We start from the raw sequence: 15883 nt of genomic DNA on the forward strand, positions 1-15883 counted from the left end.
TAGGCAGGGCCAATGTTCTGGCGCAACGGACCTCAGGGGGCGGACCCCGCGGCGACAGGCCCGGACGCGGTGCGTCCGCGGCTGTCCTGGACGGTTCGGGTCCTGATCGTGGTCATGATCGTCGCGGCGCTGGCCGCGATCGCCGTGGCCAACAGCCTTCTGACCCAGCGATTCGTGGAAACGACCAAGCAGCGCGCCGAGCTTCGCCAATCGCTCTACGCCGGTGCGATCCTGTCGGAGTTGCAGCGAAACTCGGTCGTGCCGCTCCTCTTGGCGCGCGACCCGACGCTGATCCAGGCGCTGAATGCCGAGGATTTTTCGACCTCGTCGCAGCGGCTGATCTCCTACGTGGACGAGATCGGAGCGGCATCGATCCGGCTTCTCGACATGGACGGGCGCACCGTGGCCGCCACCGACCGCGAGGAGCTTGGCTCGGTTCACGGCTCGTCGCCGTTCTTCACCGAGGCGACGGATACGACTGACACGGTCTTCACGCTCGTTCCGAACGAGGCGGGGCTCTACGAGGCGAGCTTCAGCAGGGTGGTGCAGGACGGGCCGCGCCAGTTGGGCGTCCTGCAGGTTCAGGTCGATCTCGCGCAGTTCGAAAGCCGCTGGCGGGGCACGACGGCCGCCGTGGCCGTCACCGACGCGGCGGGCACCGTCATCCTGTCCACCGAACCGCGCTGGCGCGGCAAGCCGCTGGCCGAAGCGCTGGCGGTCACGTCGGTGCCCTCGGCGCTCGACCGCGCGCTGGCATCGGCCACCAGCTTCGGCGGGCGCGACGACCCCGACGAGGTGTCCTCGGCCTCGCTGATGCAGATGGAGGCGCGGGTGCCGTTCCGCGGCTGGCGTCTCGTCAGCTTCACCAGCTACGAGAGCGTGCGCGAGCGGGTGAACGGGGTGCTGGCCCTCATCATCATGGGCTTCGCGCTGCTTCTGGCGCTGGGCTTCTACCTGCTCAATCGCCGTGCGCAGTTGCGCTCGCTTCTGTTTCAGCGGGAATCGGTTCAACTTCGTCGTCTAAATGACCGTCTGACAAAGGAAATCGCGGAGCGAAAGCGCGTGCAGGAGGAGTTGAAGGAGACCGAGCAATCTCTGGCGCAATCCTCGAAACTAGCCGCCTTGGGCGAGATGTCGGCCGCGGTCAGCCACGAGCTGAACCAGCCGCTGGCGGCGATGAAGACCTATCTCGCAGGCGCGCGTCTCCTGTTGCAGCGGCGGCGCTCCGACGAGGCGCTGTCGAGCTTCCAGCGGATCGACGACCTGATCGAGCGGATGGGCGCCATCACCCGGCAGCTCAAGTCCTATGCCCGCAAGGGCGGTGAGGCGTTCGAGCAGGTCGATGTCCGGCAAGCCGTGTCCTCGGCGCTGACGCTGATGGAGCCGCAACTTCGCCAGCAGACCGTGAAGCTGAGCCAGCACCTGCCCGAAGGGCCGGCCTGGGTGATGGCCGACCGGCTGCGGCTGGAACAGGTGATCATCAACCTCGTGCGCAATGCCCTCGACGCGATGCAGGGTGCCGATGAGCGGGAGCTCGATATCCTGCTGACCGTCGGGGACGAGGTCGTTCTGGCGGTCCGCGACAGCGGGGCCGGGATCGAAGCGCCCGATCAGCTCTTCGAGCCGTTCTACACCACCAAGAAGCCGGGCGAGGGGGTCGGGCTCGGCCTCGCCATCTCCTCGGGGATCGTCGGCGATCTGGGCGGGCGGCTGACCGCGCGCAACGGCTCGTCGGGCGGCGCGGTGTTCGAGGTCCGCCTGCCCGCCGTGGGCCAGGCTGCGCTGGACGCCGCCGAATGAGCGGGAGATCGGCGTGGCTCCGCCCGTGACCGCGAGCCGCGACGACATCGTTTGAACTGCGACAATCCGACATAGATAGGATTTACGGACGGGCGAAAGCCCCGACTGACCAACAGGAGCCGCAATGGCCGAGCAGACCAAGATCGCCATCGTCGACGACGAACAGGACATGCGCCAATCCATCAGCCAGTGGCTCGCGCTGTCTGGTTTCGCGACCGAGACCTACGGCTCGGCCGAGGACGCGCTGAAATCCATCGGTCCCGATTTTCCGGGTGTCGTCATCAGCGATATCCGGATGCCCGGCATGGACGGTATGGCTTTCCTCAAGCGGTTGATGAGCACCGACAGCTCGCTTCCCGTCATCATGATCACGGGCCATGGCGATGTGCCCATGGCGGTCGAGGCGATGCAGCTCGGGGCCTACGACTTCATGGAGAAGCCGTTCAATCCCGACCGGTTGACCGATCTGGCGCGGCGCGCCTGCCAGGCGCGCAAGCTGACGCTCGACAACCGGGCCCTGCGGCGCGAGCTTTCGGACGGCACGGTCCTGATGCGCAAGCTGATCGGCACGTCGCCCGCGATGGAGCGGCTGCGCGAGGATATCCTCGATCTCGGGCAGGCCGACACCCACGTCCTGATCGACGGCGAGACCGGGACGGGCAAGACGCTGGTGGCGCACGCGCTCCATGCCGTGGGCCCGCGGCAAGGCAAGACGTTCGCACTGACCTCCTGCGCCGCATTGGGCGAAGAGGAGCTTGGCTCGAAGCTCTTCGGGCCGGTGACCGAGGGCGGCCTGCCACTGGTCGAGGAGGCGCGGGGTGGCACGCTGGTGCTCGAAGACATCGAGGCGCTGCCGCTGGCGCTGCAGGCCCGGCTTCTGACGTTCATCAACGACCAGGGCACGCCCGCCGAGACGCGTATCGTCGCGATCCACAACGGCTCGGACCCCGAGAAGACGCTCGAGGATTCGCTGCGGCCCGACCTGTTCTTCCGGCTGGCGGCGATGAAGCTGGTCCTGCCGCCGCTGCGCAATCGTGGCGAGGACGTTCTGACGCTCTTCACCCATTTCGCCGAGTCCTTCGGCGAGGAATACGGCGCCACGCCGCCCCAGCTCAGCGCGCAGGAGGCCGCGCAACTCCTGCAGGCGCCGTGGCCGGGCAATGTCCGCCAGCTCATCAACCTCGGAGAACGGGCCGTGCTGCAGCAGCGTCGCGGCACGGGGTCGATCTCGTCTCTCCTGATGTCCGACACGCAGGAGCAGGGCGAGACGGTGCAGGTCACGACCGAAGGAAAGCCACTGAAGGAATATGTCGAGGCGTTCGAGCGGATGCTGATCGACAACACCATGCGTCGGCATCGCGGCTCGATCGCGGGCGTGATGGAGGAGCTGTCGCTGCCTCGCCGGACCCTGAACGAGAAGATGGCGAAATACGGCCTGAGCCGCTCGAACTACCTCTGACCGGGAGGGCGGCATGGGCCTGCATCTGCGCGAGATGGGCGCGGCCGACGGGCGCCGCGTCCTGTTCCTGCACCCCGGCAACGCGACCGGTGCGTCCTGGGCCGACGTGGTCGCCGACCTGCCAGGGGTACGCGGGCTCTGCCCGGACCTGCCGGGCTTCGGCAAGAGCGGTGCGATCCCGCTAGAGGATTTCGCTTGCAGCGCCGATCATGTCGCGGCGCTGCTGCGCGCGCAGCCCGACGCCGCGCCGCTGCCCGTGGTGGGTTATTCGCTTGGCGGATATACCGGGTTGATGCTGGCCGCGCGGCATCCCGACCTCGTGTCGCGCGCGCTTTTGACCGGGTTCCAGGTCGTGCCGGTGTCGGGGCGTTGGTGGCTCGGGCCGCTCAGCGTGGCGATCTCGCCCCTGATGACACGGTCCTTCTTTCGTAGGCGCGCCTTTGCCGCACTCGGCCTCTCGGGAAACACGTCGTGGTCGCCGGGGCCTCGGTCGCCTTGCGACGCGCGGACGCTCCGCCGGATCGCCGACCTCGCCTTTTCCTTCGAGGCCCGGGACGAGATCGAACGGATCGCAGTGCCGCTGACGGTCCTCGCCGGTCGGCAGGAGATGCGCGACATCCGCGACACGGTGAAGTTGATCACCGAGACGGCGGAGAACGCGCGCGGCGGCTTTGCACTGGGTGGCCATGGATGGCCCGCGGTGTCGCACGATCTCTTCGTGGCGACGGTGCGGGCGTGGCTCGACGACGCGCCCCTGCCGGCGGGGATCGAACCTGTCTGAGCCGGATGGCACGCGCGGGGGCGGGTCGGACCACTCGCGCATTGCCAATGCGGCGCTTTTGGCACAGATAGGGACTACGGTTGTGCCGCGGAACGGACCGCGGTCGGAACCGGTGAGATTCTTCCCCGTTCGCGTCGGGCCCCGGATCGAGGGCCGTGCCTCGGGGGAAGTTTGCGAGGGCGCTGGCCGCCTTCGGAGAGACGCCCGCCCCACACCGGCGGGTCATGCATGACCCCGCCACCGCGCGCGGGTCGAGGTAGAAGCGCGATGACGCAGGACTTGAAAGCGACGGACGGGATGCGGCTTGGCCGCGCCGCGCCGCATTCGCCTGCGCTCGCCCCATCAAGACGATTCTCCACGCTCGCACCCCCCGGGATGCGAAGGCGTGCGGGTCGCGGAAAGTTACATGGCGAAGAAAATGCTGATCGACGCCACCCACCCGGAGGAGATCCGGGTCGTGGTGGCAGACGGAAACAAGGTCGAAGAATTTGATTTCGAGAACCTGAACAAGCGTCAGCTTGCGGGGAACATCTATCTGGCCAAGGTGACGCGCGTCGAGCCGTCGCTGCAGGCGGCGTTCATCGACTACGGCGGAAACCGGCACGGCTTCCTGGCCTTCTCGGAAATTCACCCCGACTACTACCAGATCCCCAAGGCCGACCGGGAAGCGATCCTGGCCGAGGAGCGGGAGGCCGCGCGCGCCCAGGCCGAGGCCGACGAGGCCGCTGATGCTCGGCACGCCGCGAAGGTCAAGTCCGAATCCGACGACGCGCCCGAGGCCGAGGAGGGCGAGGAGAAGCCCAAGAAGTCGCGCTCGCGCAGCCGGTCGCGCTCGCGGTCGCGCAAGAAGTCGGACGCGCCCGAGGGCGAAGCGACGGACGCGGTTGCGGATGCCAGCGATGTGGATGCGCCAGCAGCCGAAGTCGTTGCCGTGGACGAGGCGACGGACGAGCCCACGGTCGTGAGCGGTGAGGGGCCCGAACTGGCCGAAGCCGCCGATGCGACGGACGAAACGGACGACGACACCGTGACCTCGATCGCCGAGGATTCGGGCCTCGAGGACGAGAGCGTCAGCGAAGGCGCGGCACCCGAACCGGCCGAGGGTGCCTCGGCCGTCGATGCGACGCCCGACGCCGATCCCGCCGCCGAGGCGCCCAAGGCCGGGGCCAGCGAAGCCGAGGCCCAGCCCGACGCGAACGACGCCGAGGCCGCGCAGGTCGAGGGTGATGCGGAGGCCCAGCCCGAGGAGAAGCCCAAGCGCTCCCGCTCGCGTTCGCGGTCGCGCAAGAAGGCCGTTGATGCCGATGCGGACGCCCCGGAGGGCGACGCCATCGAAACCGTGGCGGACGAGGAGATCGCCGAGATCCGCCCCCAGCGGAAGGCGCGCGCCCGCAAGTACAAGATCCAGGAGGTCGTGAAGGTCCGTCAGATCATGCTGGTGCAGGTCGTCAAGGAGGAGCGCGGCAACAAGGGCGCGGCCCTGACCACCTATCTCAGCCTTGCGGGTCGCTATTGCGTCCTGATGCCGAACACGGCGCGGGGCGGCGGCATCAGCCGCAAGATCACCAATGCCGCCGACCGCAAGAAGCTCAAGGAGATTGCGGGCGAGATCGACGTGCCGCAGGGCGCCGGTCTGATCGTGCGAACGGCGGGGGCCAAGCGCACCAAGACCGAGATCAAGCGCGACTACGAATACCTCCAGCGTCAATGGGAGCAGGTGCGCGAGCTGACGCTCAAGTCCATCGCGCCCGCGCCGATCTACGAAGAAGGCAACCTCATCCACCGCTCGATCCGCGACTATTACAGCCGCGACATCGACGAGGTGATCGTCGATGGCGAAGGCGGGTATCGCGAAGCCAAGGACTATATGAAGCTCATCATGCCGTCCCACGCCAAGAACGTGAAGCTGCATGACGGGGGCGGCCTGCCGCTGTTTGCGCGGCACGGGGTCGAGACGTATCTCGCGGGCATGTTCAACCCGACGGTCCAACTCAAGTCGGGCGGCTACATCGTGATCGGCATCACCGAGGCGCTGGTCGCGGTCGACGTCAACTCGGGCAAGTCGACCAAGGAGGGGTCCATCGAGGACACCGCCGTCAAGACGAACCTCGAAGCCGCCGAGGAGGTCGCGCGCCAGGCCAAGCTGCGCGATCTGGCCGGTCTGATCGTCATCGACTTCATCGACATGGACGAGCGCAAGAACAACCTCGCCGTCGAGAAGCGGCTGAAGGACGCGCTGAAGCACGACCGGGCCCGCATCCAGGTCGGGCGCATCTCGGGCTTCGGCCTTCTGGAGATGTCGCGCCAGCGTCTGCGTCCCGGCATGCTCGAGGCGACCACCCAGGCTTGCCCGCATTGCCAGGGCACGGGCCTGATCCGGTCTGACGATTCGGTCGCGCTGGGTGTCTTGCGCGCGCTGGAAGAGGAGGGGACGCGCAAGCGCTCGCGCGAGGTGCTTCTGAAGCTGCCCGTCGACGTCTGTAACTACCTCATGAACGAGAAGCGCGAGCATCTCGCCTCCATCGAGACGCGCTACGGCATGGCCGTGCGTGTGACGGCGGACCCGAGCCTCGTGGCGCCGGACTTCCACATGGAGAAGTTCAAGACCGCGACGCGGGTCGTCCCGAAGCCGGTCGCCAACGTGGTCGGCATGGACACCTCCTGGGTGTCCGAAGAAGACGATGTGATCGAGGCGGAGGCCGAGGAGGTCGATGCCGCCGAGGCCACGTCCACCGACGATCGCGCGCCACGCCCAGCCCGCGACGAGGATGGCGAGGAGCAGCCCAAGAAGAAGCGCCGTCGTCGGTCGCGCCGCAAGAAGGGCGGTGACGGGGACGGGTCGGGCGAGGAAAGCCGCGCCACCGACGCCGATTCCGGGGGCGACGATGCGCCCGCCGGGGCGTCCCAGCCCGACGTGCCGCCGCAGGAGGGTTCGCCCGACACCACGACCGAGGCGGAGGCCCCCGCATCCGAGGAGGCCGAGGCCGCACCGAAGAGCCGCTCGCGCTCGCGCAGCCGGTCACGGAAGAAGGCCGATGCGCCTGCCGCGGATGCCGGGGGCGATGAGCCTGCCGCAGAGACCGCAGCCGATGCGCCGGACGCCCCGGCGCCCGAGGCCGAAGCGGCTCCGGCCAAGCCCGCAGCGAAGCGCCGCACGCGCGCCAAGGCGCCCGCACCCGTGGCCGAGCCTTCCGAGGAGGTGACCGAGGTCGCAGAGTTCGTCGAGGCCGCCGAGCCCGCCGCCCCCGAGGCCGAGCCGGTGGTGGAGACGAAATCCGCCGACGCGCCCGAACCCGCCGCCAAGCCGAAGAAACGCGGCTGGTGGAACTTCGGCGGCTGATCCGACCTGACAATTACTGAGAGGGCGTCCCGCGGGGCGCCCTCTTTCTTGGTCAGTCGAGCTGCGTGATGGCGAGGACGTCCCGTGCACGTCGCCACCCTTCCGTGTCGCGCCGGAGCAGGCCCTCGGCCCGGCGGGCATCGCGGTTCGCCTCGCCGAACCGGCCCAGGAGGGCCGCGCGCTCGGCCGAGGCCACGAGGGCCAGGGCCGGCTCGCCATTCTGCGCCAGCGCGGTCGCGAGATCCTGCAGGAGGCTAGGGTCGTAGGGATCCGCCGACCGCGCCGCCTCCAGATGCGGGAGGGCGTCGCGCGGACGTCCGGTCGCGAGGATCGCGCGGCCGAGCCGAGCCCGGATCAACGGATCGCCGGGTGCGAGGCGTTCGGCCCGACGATAGCTCTCGACGGCGGATGCGGCGCGCCCGCTTTCCAGCAGGATCCGTCCCTCGATTGCATGGAGATAGGCATCGGACGGGTCGCGGGCGAGCAGCCGTCCGATCCCGGCCAGCGCGCGGCTCGGGTCAAGCTGGCGATGTCGCGCGAGGGCGGCGCGGAGGGTCGAGAGGGCGTCCCTCCGCCCGCCGACATCCCGCAGAACCTCGCGCGGCGGCTCGGACAGGGCCGAGGCCGTGGCTTGCGCGCGGGCGAGCCAATCGGCGCCGTCCCCGCCAGCGGACCGTTCGGTCGGCAGCCCGGCCTCCGGTTCCGGCAGACCACCCGGTTGGGGATGGAGATGGGCGTATAGCGCGCCCCGGCCCGTCCGGAACAGGTCGCGTTCGATCGCGGCCATGACGCGGCGCGCCGACATCGCGGGCGCACCGATCGCCGCCAGAGTGCGCGAGGCGCGCGCATCGGCGCGGCGTTCGGCGTCGCGGTCATGGGCGAGGATCTCGGCTCGGACCCGGTCCGACGACCCGGTGACCGCGCCGACGACGACGCCGAACCCGGCGGGCGTGGTCGCGTGCCCTGCGGTCCCAATGCGGCTCGGCGCGTGGCCCTCGGCGATATGGGCGATCTCGTGGGCAATCACGGCCCGCGCCTGATCTGCCGTTCGCAGACGCCGCAGGAGCCCCGCGTGGAGCACGATCACGCGGTCATTGGCCGCGAAGGCGTTCGGGCGGGCGTCGTCGATCACCAGGATGCGGACCGGGTACTGCAGGCCCGCCACGGCGAGCAGCGGGCGGGCCAGTTCGGTCAGCGCATGTTCGAGCCCCGCATCGCGCAGCAAAGTCCGGGCCGAAGCGGGCAGAGCCGTCAGGCCGAGGAGCAGGAGGACGGCGAGGATGCGGTGCATGGGCGGGCCTCGACTGCCGGGGCGTTGACCCACCCTCCGGGTCGGGTCATCAGGGGCGCGGGCAGTATCGGAGGCTGGCATGAGACGCGCAAGCGGGGTGTCGCGACGCAGCGACGTCGATCCCTTCATCGTGATGGACGTGATGGAGCGCGCGCGCGCCGCCGAGGCCGCGGGCCGTTCGATCATCCACATGGAGGTCGGCCAACCGGGCACGCCCGCGCCGCAGGTTGCGCGCGACGGCCTGATCCGCGCGATGGCCGAGGGGCCGCTGGGCTATACCGTGGCGCTGGGCCTGCCGGAGCTGCGCGCGCGGATCGCGCGGCTCTACGCGGATTGGTACGGCGTCGATCTGAACCCCGAGCGCGTCGTCGTCACGGCCGGGTCGTCTGCCGCGTTCCTGCTCGCGTTCACGGCGCTGTTCGATGCGGGCGCCCGCGTGGGTCTCGGACTGCCGGGCTATCCGTCCTACCGCCAGATTCTCAAGGCATTGTCGCTCGAGGCGGTCGGGTTCGAGACCACGCCCGAGAACCGCTTCCAGCCCGTCGCGGGCGACCTGCCGCCGGACCTCGCGGGGCTGATCGTTGCCTCGCCGTCGAACCCCACGGGCACGATGCTGAACCGGGACGCGATGGCCGACCTGATCGGCGCCTGCCATGCGCGCGGATGCGCCTTCGTCAGCGACGAAATCTACCACGGCGTACAATACGGCGCGCGCGCGGTCAGTGCGCTCGAGATCTCCGACGACGTCTACGTCATCAATTCCTTCAGCAAGTATTTCAGCATGACGGGCTGGCGGATCGGCTGGATGGTCGTCCCCGAGGCGCATATCCGCACCCTCGAACGCCTGGCCCAGAACATGTTCATCTGCGCCCCGCATGCCAGCCAGATCGCCGCCCTTCACGCCATGGATGCCGAGGACGAACTGCGTGCCAATCTGGACGTCTACGCCGCCAATCGCCGCCTGATGCTGGACCGGCTGCCGGGTGCGGGGTTCGACCGGATCGCGCCGCCGGACGGGGCATTCTACGTCTATGCCGATATCTCAGGGCTGACCGATGACAGCCTCGCCTTCGCGGGCGAAGTGCTGGACGGCGCGGGCGTGGCGGTGACGCCGGGGCTCGATTTCGATCCGGGCCGAGGCGGGGGCACCCTGCGGTTGAGCTATGCGCGGGCGACGGCCGATATCGCCGAGGGGTTGGACCGGTTGACCGACTGGATGGCGCGGCGGTGATCCGACTGGCGCTCCTCTTTCTGGCGCTCGCCTGGCCAGTTGCGGCGCAGGAATTCACCGCGCGCGCCACCGTGACCGGCGCCGAGATCGAGACTGGACGCCGCGGCGCCGAGCTCTCGTTCGACATCAGCCAGCCGGTGCCGTGGCGCGTCTTCGTTCGTGCCGACCCGTGGCGCCTTATCCTCGATACATCCGAGGTGGACTGGAGCACGTTCGACCTGCCGGGCGAGCCCCTGACGGGCCGCGTCGCGCCGGGATGGTCGCGCCTCGTGTTGCCGCTGGAGGAACCCGCCTCGATCGCGCGGGCCTGGATGGATACGGGCGAGAGCGGCGCGCGTATCCGCATCGAGATCGAGACAGGCGAAGGCGCCGTCGGCCCGCTGGTTTCGCAGGGCTGGGACGCGGTGCCGGACCCGGTCGAAATGGCCGCACGCCCACGCCAGACGGGGGATCGGCCGCTGGTTGTGGCGCTCGACCCCGGCCATGGGGGCGTCGATCCGGGGGCCGAACGCGCGGGCACCAACGAAGCCGTGCTGATGCTGTCCTTCGCGCGCGAATTGGCGGACGTCCTCCGGCGCGAGGGGCACGAGGTCGTGCTGACGCGCGAGACGGACGAGTTTCTCGGGCTGCGGGGGCGGGCTGCCGTGGCGCGGGCCGCCGGTGCCGACCTGATGATCTCGCTCCACGCGGATGCGCTGGACGGGGGCGGGGCCGCGGGGGCGACCGTCTATACGCTCGACGCCGGCGAGCGCGACGGGATCACCGAGGAGCTGGCCGCGCGGCAGGGGTACGGCGAGCTTTTGCTCGGGGTCGAGATCGAGGCACGCGAGGACGAGATCGCCGAGATCCTCATCGACCTCGCCCGTGCCGAGACGGCGCCGCGCGCGGACACGCTGGCCGACGCGTTGATCGCGGGGATCGGCGAGGCGGGCCTGAAGCTGCACAAGCGACCGCGGCTAAGCGCGGAATTCACCGTCCTGAAGGCACCCGACATCCCGTCCGTCCTACTGGAGCTGGGGTTCATGTCCGACGAGGACGATCTCGAGAACCTGCTTTCGGCCGATTGGCGGTCGCGGATGGCGACAGCCATCGCACGCGGCATCGAGGCCTGGGCGGTCGAGGACGCCGCCGAGGCGCTGCGCCTGCGCCGCTAATCCTCGGGCTCGAATTCCAGCGCGACGCCGTTGATGCAGTAGCGCAGGCCGGTCGGCTGCGGCCCGTCAGGGAAAACATGGCCCAGGTGCCCGTCGCAGCGGGCGCAGTGCACCTCGGTGCGTTTCATGAACCAGGAATTGTCGACGCTCTCGTCGACGCGGCTCCCATCGACGCCGTCGACCGGCTGATAGAAGCTGGGCCAACCCGTGCCGCTGTCGAACTTCGCGCCCTGATCGAAGAGCGGCGCGCCGCAGCCCTTGCACATGTAGGTGCCCGGCTCCTTGGGGAAGTCTTCGTGGGTGCCCGCGCGCTCGGTGCCGTGCTTGCGTAGGACCTTGTAGGCCTCGGGGCCCAGCTGGGCCTTCCACTCGTCATCGGACTTGACGATCTTCTCCATCGGGCGTTCCTCTCGCATCGGGTCTTGGCGTCATGCAGATAGGCCGGGCGGCCGGGTCCGCCAAGGGCGAGGTGCGGGATGGATCGGCAGGCGGGACGCTGGCGCGTGCGGCTCGGGGAGGATGCGGGCGACGCGTTGCGGTTGCGGTCTGCGGCCTTCCGGGGTGGCGGGTGCGACCGCGACGCCTTCGATGCCGAGGCGCACCACCTGACCGTCGCCGGTGCCGAGGGCGTCGTCGCCTGCGCGCGCCTTACGGTCCAGCACGACGCGACCGCCGGGTATACCGGGCAGTTCTACGATCTGGGCGCGTTCGCCAAAGCCTTCCCCCGCGCGCTGGAGGTCGGACGCGTGGCGCTTGCGCCGAGCCTCAACGACCCAGACGTGCCCCGGCTCCTGTTGGCCGCGATGGCGCAGGTCGTGATCGCCGAGCGGATCGGCGCGCTCTACGGCTGCTCGTCCTTTCCGTCGGATGGCGCGGGCATGGCGCGGCTTCGCGGTCGGGAGGCCCCGGCCGCGTGGCGACCGCGGCCGACCGCATCCGAGACCGTGGCGCTCCCCGACCGGCCCGGGCCGGTGCCGCCGCTCCTCAGGGGCTGGCTGGCGCTTGGGGCCGGGGTCTCGGACCGGGCCGTGATCGACCGCGATCTAGATACGCTGCACGTCTTCACCGCGCTGCCCGTCGCGTCGATCCCGCCCGCGCGCGCCGCGGCGCTGACGGGCCTTCTGGATGCGGCCTGACGGCCCATCCGATTGACGCCGCGCCAGGGCGGGGCTAGCTCGGCCGCCATGGCGCGCGCACCTCTTCTGCAACTGACCGACATCTCGCTGACCTTCGGGGGAGAGCCGGTGTTTTCCGAGCTGGGCCTCGTCGTCCAGCCGGGCGACCGCGTGGCGCTGGTCGGGCGGAACGGATCGGGCAAATCGACGCTGATGAAGGTGATGGCCGGGTTGGTTGATGCCGATAACGGCGCCCGCACGCTGAGCCCCGGCACCTCCGTCGGTTACATGGAGCAGGACCCTGACCTGTCGGGCTTCGCGACGTTGGGCGATTATGCCGTCTCGGGCCTCGATCCGTCCGAGGCCTGGCGCGTCGAGGCCGCCGCCGAGGGCCTGAAGCTGCGGCTCGATGCCAGCCCGGATGCCGCGTCGGGCGGCGAGAGGCGGCGTGCGGCGCTGGCCAAGCTCCTGGGCGAGGCGCCCGAGCTGATGCTCCTCGACGAGCCGACGAACCATCTCGACATCGAGGCCATCGCGTGGCTGGAGGCGGAGCTACAATTGACCCGTGCGGCCTATGTCCTGATTTCCCACGACCGGGCCTTCCTGCGCGCGCTGACCCGCGCCACGCTCTGGATCGATCGCGGTACCGTCCGGCGGCAGGAGAAGGGCTTCGACGCCTTCGAAGCCTGGCGCGACACCGTCTGGGCGGAGGAAGACCAGAAGCGGCACAAGCTCGATCGCAAGATCAAGGCCGAGGCGCGCTGGGCCGTCGAAGGGATCTCGGCCCGCCGCAAGCGCAACCAGGGCCGCGTTCGCGCGCTGGCCGACCTCCGTGCGGAACGCTCCGCGCAGATCCGGCGCGCCGGGACGGCCGCGCTGGAACTCGATTCGGGGCAGGCGAGCGGCAAGCGGGTGATCGAGGCCACGGGTCTGACCAAGGCCTTTGGAGACATGCCAATCGTGCGCGATCTCGACCTGCGCGTGCTGCGCGGCGACCGCATCGCCTTCGTCGGACCGAATGGCGTGGGCAAGACCACGCTCCTGAAGATCCTTCTGGGCGAGGTCGCGCCCGATGCGGGGACTGTCAAACACGGCACCAATCTCGAGATCGCCGTCTTCGACCAGGCGCGCGCCAAGCTCGACCCGAAGGCCACGCTCTGGGACTCGCTGACGCTCGACCCTTTGCTGGGCGTCTCGGGCGCGTCCGACCAGGTGATGGTGCGCGGCACGCCGCGTCACGTCGCGGGCTACCTGAAGGATTTCCTCTTCGACGACCGGCAGCTGAAGGCCCCCGTCCGCTCGCTTTCGGGGGGCGAGAAGGCCCGGCTTCTGCTGGCGCGGATCATGGCCCTCCCGAGCAACCTCCTCGTGCTGGACGAGCCGACCAACGACCTCGATGTCGAGACGCTGGATCTCCTCCAGGACGTGTTGGGCGAGTATGACGGGACCGTCCTTCTGGTCAGTCACGACCGCGACTTTCTCGACCGGATCGCCACCCAGACCGTCGCGATGGAAGGCGGCGGCGCGGTGCAGGTCTATCCCGGCGGCTGGAGCGACTATATCGACCAGCGAGGCGCGCGGGCGACGGTGTTCGCGGGTGAAACCAGAACCAGATCAAGGGGTTCGGACACGGGCCCCACCTCCGCCCCGACGCGGCCTGCGACCGCCGGGCTGAGCTACACTGAACGGCACCGGCTCGACGCGCTCCCCGGCGAGATCGCGCGGCTCGAGGCAGAGATTGCCAAGCTCGAAGCGTTCCTTTCGGACCCGACGCTCTTCACCACCGCGCCCGCCAAGTTCGCGAAGGCCACGGACGGTCTCGTGGAGCGGCAGGCGAAGCTTTCGGCTGCCGAAACGGAGTGGCTGTCGCTGGAGGAACGCGCCGAGCAGGCGTAGCGTCCCGCGCCTCAGGAACAGATGCCGTCGAGATCTTCGGCCCAGGGCACCGTGACCCGGCGGGGGAAGGTCGCGGGGTCGGCCACGGGCATCACCTCCCGCAGGAGCGCGTGGAGCCGCACGGTGCGCCCACCGGTCGGATCGAGCGTCGCGCAGCAGAGATATTCCTCCACGAGGCTGGCCTGCTGCTCGTAGCCATGGGCGAGGAACCCCCGCGTCGGATCGGGATCGAGGAGGTAGGGATCGTCGATCGTCACCTGCTCGGTGAACGCGCGCGCCGGGTGGTAGCCCGTCCATGCGCGGTTCTGCCACTGCCAGACATGGGTCATCTCGTGGGCGAGGAACATCGCCAGCGACAGGTCCAGCGGTGCGCCCGCGAAGTCGCTCCGGGCCAGGTCCGGCCGGAGCAGCAGCGTCTCGAAGAGGACGAGACCGCCGGTCCGCGCGGTGATGCGGGCGCGGGCCGGGGGCGGGCCGATCCGCTCGCGGCAGGTGGTGCGGGGCCGCGCGTCGTAGGTGATCGGGAACGCGCCGAGGCCGGGCGCCCGCACGATCCGCACCGCACCCGTGTCGAGCGTCGCGCCATGGAGCGGTTGCAGGAGCGCCACCTCGGCCGGCGTCAGGCCGCGCCCGCAGGCGGCCAGGAGGAGCGTCAGGAGAAGCGCACGCAGCATGGTGCGAGAGTGCCACGACCGGGGCCGGGGATACCAGTGCGACTGGCCCGACGCGCGATCACGGGCTAGCGAGGGGCACGCCTCCGGAGCCGCCCATGCGCCTGTTCTACAACGCCACCTCGACCAATTTCGGCGACCACATCAATTCGTGGCTCTGGCCGCGGCTGATCCCCGAATTGCTCGCGCGCGAGGATGACGAGGTGCTGGTGGGCGTGGGCTCGCTCCTGAAATCCGACCTCGACCGGGTGCCGGGCAAGAAGCACGTCTTCGGCACGGGCTCCGGCTACGGCCCGCCGCCGCCGCCCGAGACGGCGCGGGGCTGGACGGTCCATTGCGTGCGCGGGCCCCTGACGGCGCGGCATTACGGGCTGGACCCGCAGGCCGCGGTGACCGACGGCGCGTGGCTGATCGGGCAGCTGCCGGAATGGCAGGGCACGTTCGACACCGGCGGCGAGGTGCTCTTCATCCCGCACTGGACCTCGGCTGCCTATGGCAACTGGGCGCCGGTCTGCGCGATGGCGGGCCTCGCTTACGTGGATCCGCTGGACGATGGGCCGTCGATCCTGCGCCGCATCGCCGCCGCGCGCCTTGTCGTGACCGAGAGCCTGCATGGCGCGATCTTCGCCGACTACTTCCGCACGCCCTGGGTTCCCGTGGCCTCGGCGAACCGGGTGCTGCACTTCAAATGGGTCGACTGGTGCATGTCCATCGGCGTCCCCTACGAGACCCGCGCCCTGCCGCCGTCGGACATCGTGGACGCCCTGATCCAGCGGGTTCGGCCCAGCCGCGAGATGCCGTCTCCCGACCCGCGCACCTACACCGCCGACGACTTCCCCTACGCCCCCGCCGCCGCCGTCAGCGACGCGGGCGCCGCCTACCGGCTGAAGACTCGCGCCAAGGGCGTCGCGCGGGACGTCCGGGGCAGGGTCCTCGACAGCTTGCGCGCACGCCGCGACGGGCTGGGGATGGGGTCGTGGAACCGCGGGTATCGTGAGGATGTCGCGGCGTATCTCGAGCGGCTGGCGGGGTGCGAGGGGGCGCTCAGCGAGGATGCGGTGCGGGATCGGTTGGTGGGGGATTTGGGCGAGCGATTGGGGGGGATGATCTAGCTACGAATACGCTGCCGTCGTTCATAACGCGCC

12 protein-coding genes are annotated in these 15883 nt (G+C 69.9%); 9 read left to right on the forward strand and 3 right to left on the reverse strand.

Going from position 1 to position 15883, the window contains the following annotated elements; genetic code table 11:
• The first annotated feature begins 12 nt into the window (after window positions 1–12).
• The 4 genes from ACK8OR_RS01410 (at window position 13) to ACK8OR_RS01425 (ending at window position 7380) form a co-directional block, all read left to right on the forward strand.
• Entirely contained in the window at window positions 13–1800 is a 1788-nt protein-coding gene (locus ACK8OR_RS01410; protein ID WP_410187689.1) for a sensor histidine kinase, read from the forward strand.
• Between the two features lie 124 nt (window positions 1801–1924).
• Window positions 1925–3259, forward strand: coding sequence for a sigma-54-dependent transcriptional regulator (locus tag ACK8OR_RS01415; protein ID WP_410187690.1), 1335 nt, complete (start codon window positions 1925–1927; stop codon window positions 3257–3259).
• Between the two features lie 13 nt (window positions 3260–3272).
• Window positions 3273–4040, forward strand: a complete 768-nt coding sequence (locus ACK8OR_RS01420; protein WP_410187691.1) for an alpha/beta fold hydrolase — start codon at window positions 3273–3275, stop codon at window positions 4038–4040.
• A gap of 406 nt (window positions 4041–4446) precedes the next feature.
• Window positions 4447–7380 carry an Rne/Rng family ribonuclease gene (locus ACK8OR_RS01425; protein WP_410187692.1) on the forward strand — a complete coding sequence of 978 codons (2934 nt, stop codon included), beginning with the start codon at window positions 4447–4449 and terminating at the stop codon, window positions 7378–7380.
• 52 nt (window positions 7381–7432) lie between these two features.
• Here the strand turns inward: ACK8OR_RS01425 and ACK8OR_RS01430 are convergent, their stop codons facing one another.
• Window positions 7433–8671 (reverse strand): M48 family metalloprotease, encoded by a 1239-nt coding sequence (locus tag ACK8OR_RS01430; RefSeq protein ID WP_410187693.1) that lies wholly within the window; start codon window positions 8669–8671, stop codon window positions 7433–7435.
• 79 nt (window positions 8672–8750) lie between these two features.
• Here ACK8OR_RS01430 and ACK8OR_RS01435 point away from each other — a divergent pair, with 79 nt between their 5' ends.
• Entirely contained in the window at window positions 8751–9902 is a 1152-nt protein-coding gene (locus ACK8OR_RS01435; RefSeq protein WP_410187694.1) for a pyridoxal phosphate-dependent aminotransferase, read from the forward strand.
• Window positions 9899–11056, forward strand: coding sequence for an N-acetylmuramoyl-L-alanine amidase family protein (locus ACK8OR_RS01440; RefSeq protein ID WP_410187695.1), 1158 nt, complete (start codon window positions 9899–9901; stop codon window positions 11054–11056). Before ACK8OR_RS01435 ends, ACK8OR_RS01440 begins: the two co-directional genes overlap by 4 nt.
• Here the strand turns inward: ACK8OR_RS01440 and msrB are convergent.
• Window positions 11053–11454 (reverse strand): peptide-methionine (R)-S-oxide reductase MsrB, encoded by a 402-nt coding sequence (gene msrB / locus ACK8OR_RS01445; RefSeq protein ID WP_410187696.1) that lies wholly within the window; start codon window positions 11452–11454, stop codon window positions 11053–11055. The two genes, ACK8OR_RS01440 and msrB, sit on opposite strands and share 4 nt — an antisense overlap.
• A 78-nt stretch (window positions 11455–11532) precedes the next feature.
• Between msrB and ACK8OR_RS01450 the strand changes: the two genes are divergently transcribed.
• On the forward strand, window positions 11533–12192 hold the full coding sequence (locus ACK8OR_RS01450; RefSeq protein WP_410187697.1) for a GNAT family N-acetyltransferase: 660 nt from the start codon (window positions 11533–11535) through the stop codon (window positions 12190–12192).
• A 48-nt stretch (window positions 12193–12240) separates the two neighbouring features.
• The gene (locus ACK8OR_RS01455) at window positions 12241–14067 is read left to right on the forward strand and encodes an ABC-F family ATP-binding cassette domain-containing protein (protein ID WP_410187698.1); all 1827 of its coding nucleotides are present in this window, start codon (window positions 12241–12243) and stop codon (window positions 14065–14067) included.
• Between the two features lie 11 nt (window positions 14068–14078).
• Here the strand turns inward: ACK8OR_RS01455 and ACK8OR_RS01460 are convergent, their stop codons facing one another.
• A complete protein-coding gene (locus ACK8OR_RS01460) occupies window positions 14079–14741 on the reverse strand; it encodes a hypothetical protein (protein WP_410187699.1) in 663 nt (220 codons plus the stop codon).
• A gap of 95 nt (window positions 14742–14836) precedes the next feature.
• On the opposite strand from ACK8OR_RS01460, the gene ACK8OR_RS01465 reads away from it, so the two are divergent.
• A complete protein-coding gene (locus ACK8OR_RS01465; RefSeq protein WP_410187700.1) occupies window positions 14837–15850 on the forward strand; it encodes a polysaccharide pyruvyl transferase family protein in 1014 nt (337 codons plus the stop codon).
• Window positions 15851–15883: the final 33 nt, after the last annotated feature.

This window comes from Jannaschia halovivens, from assembly GCF_046452375.1.
In the GTDB taxonomy this organism is placed as follows: Bacteria; Pseudomonadota; Alphaproteobacteria; order Rhodobacterales; family Rhodobacteraceae; genus Jannaschia; species Jannaschia halovivens.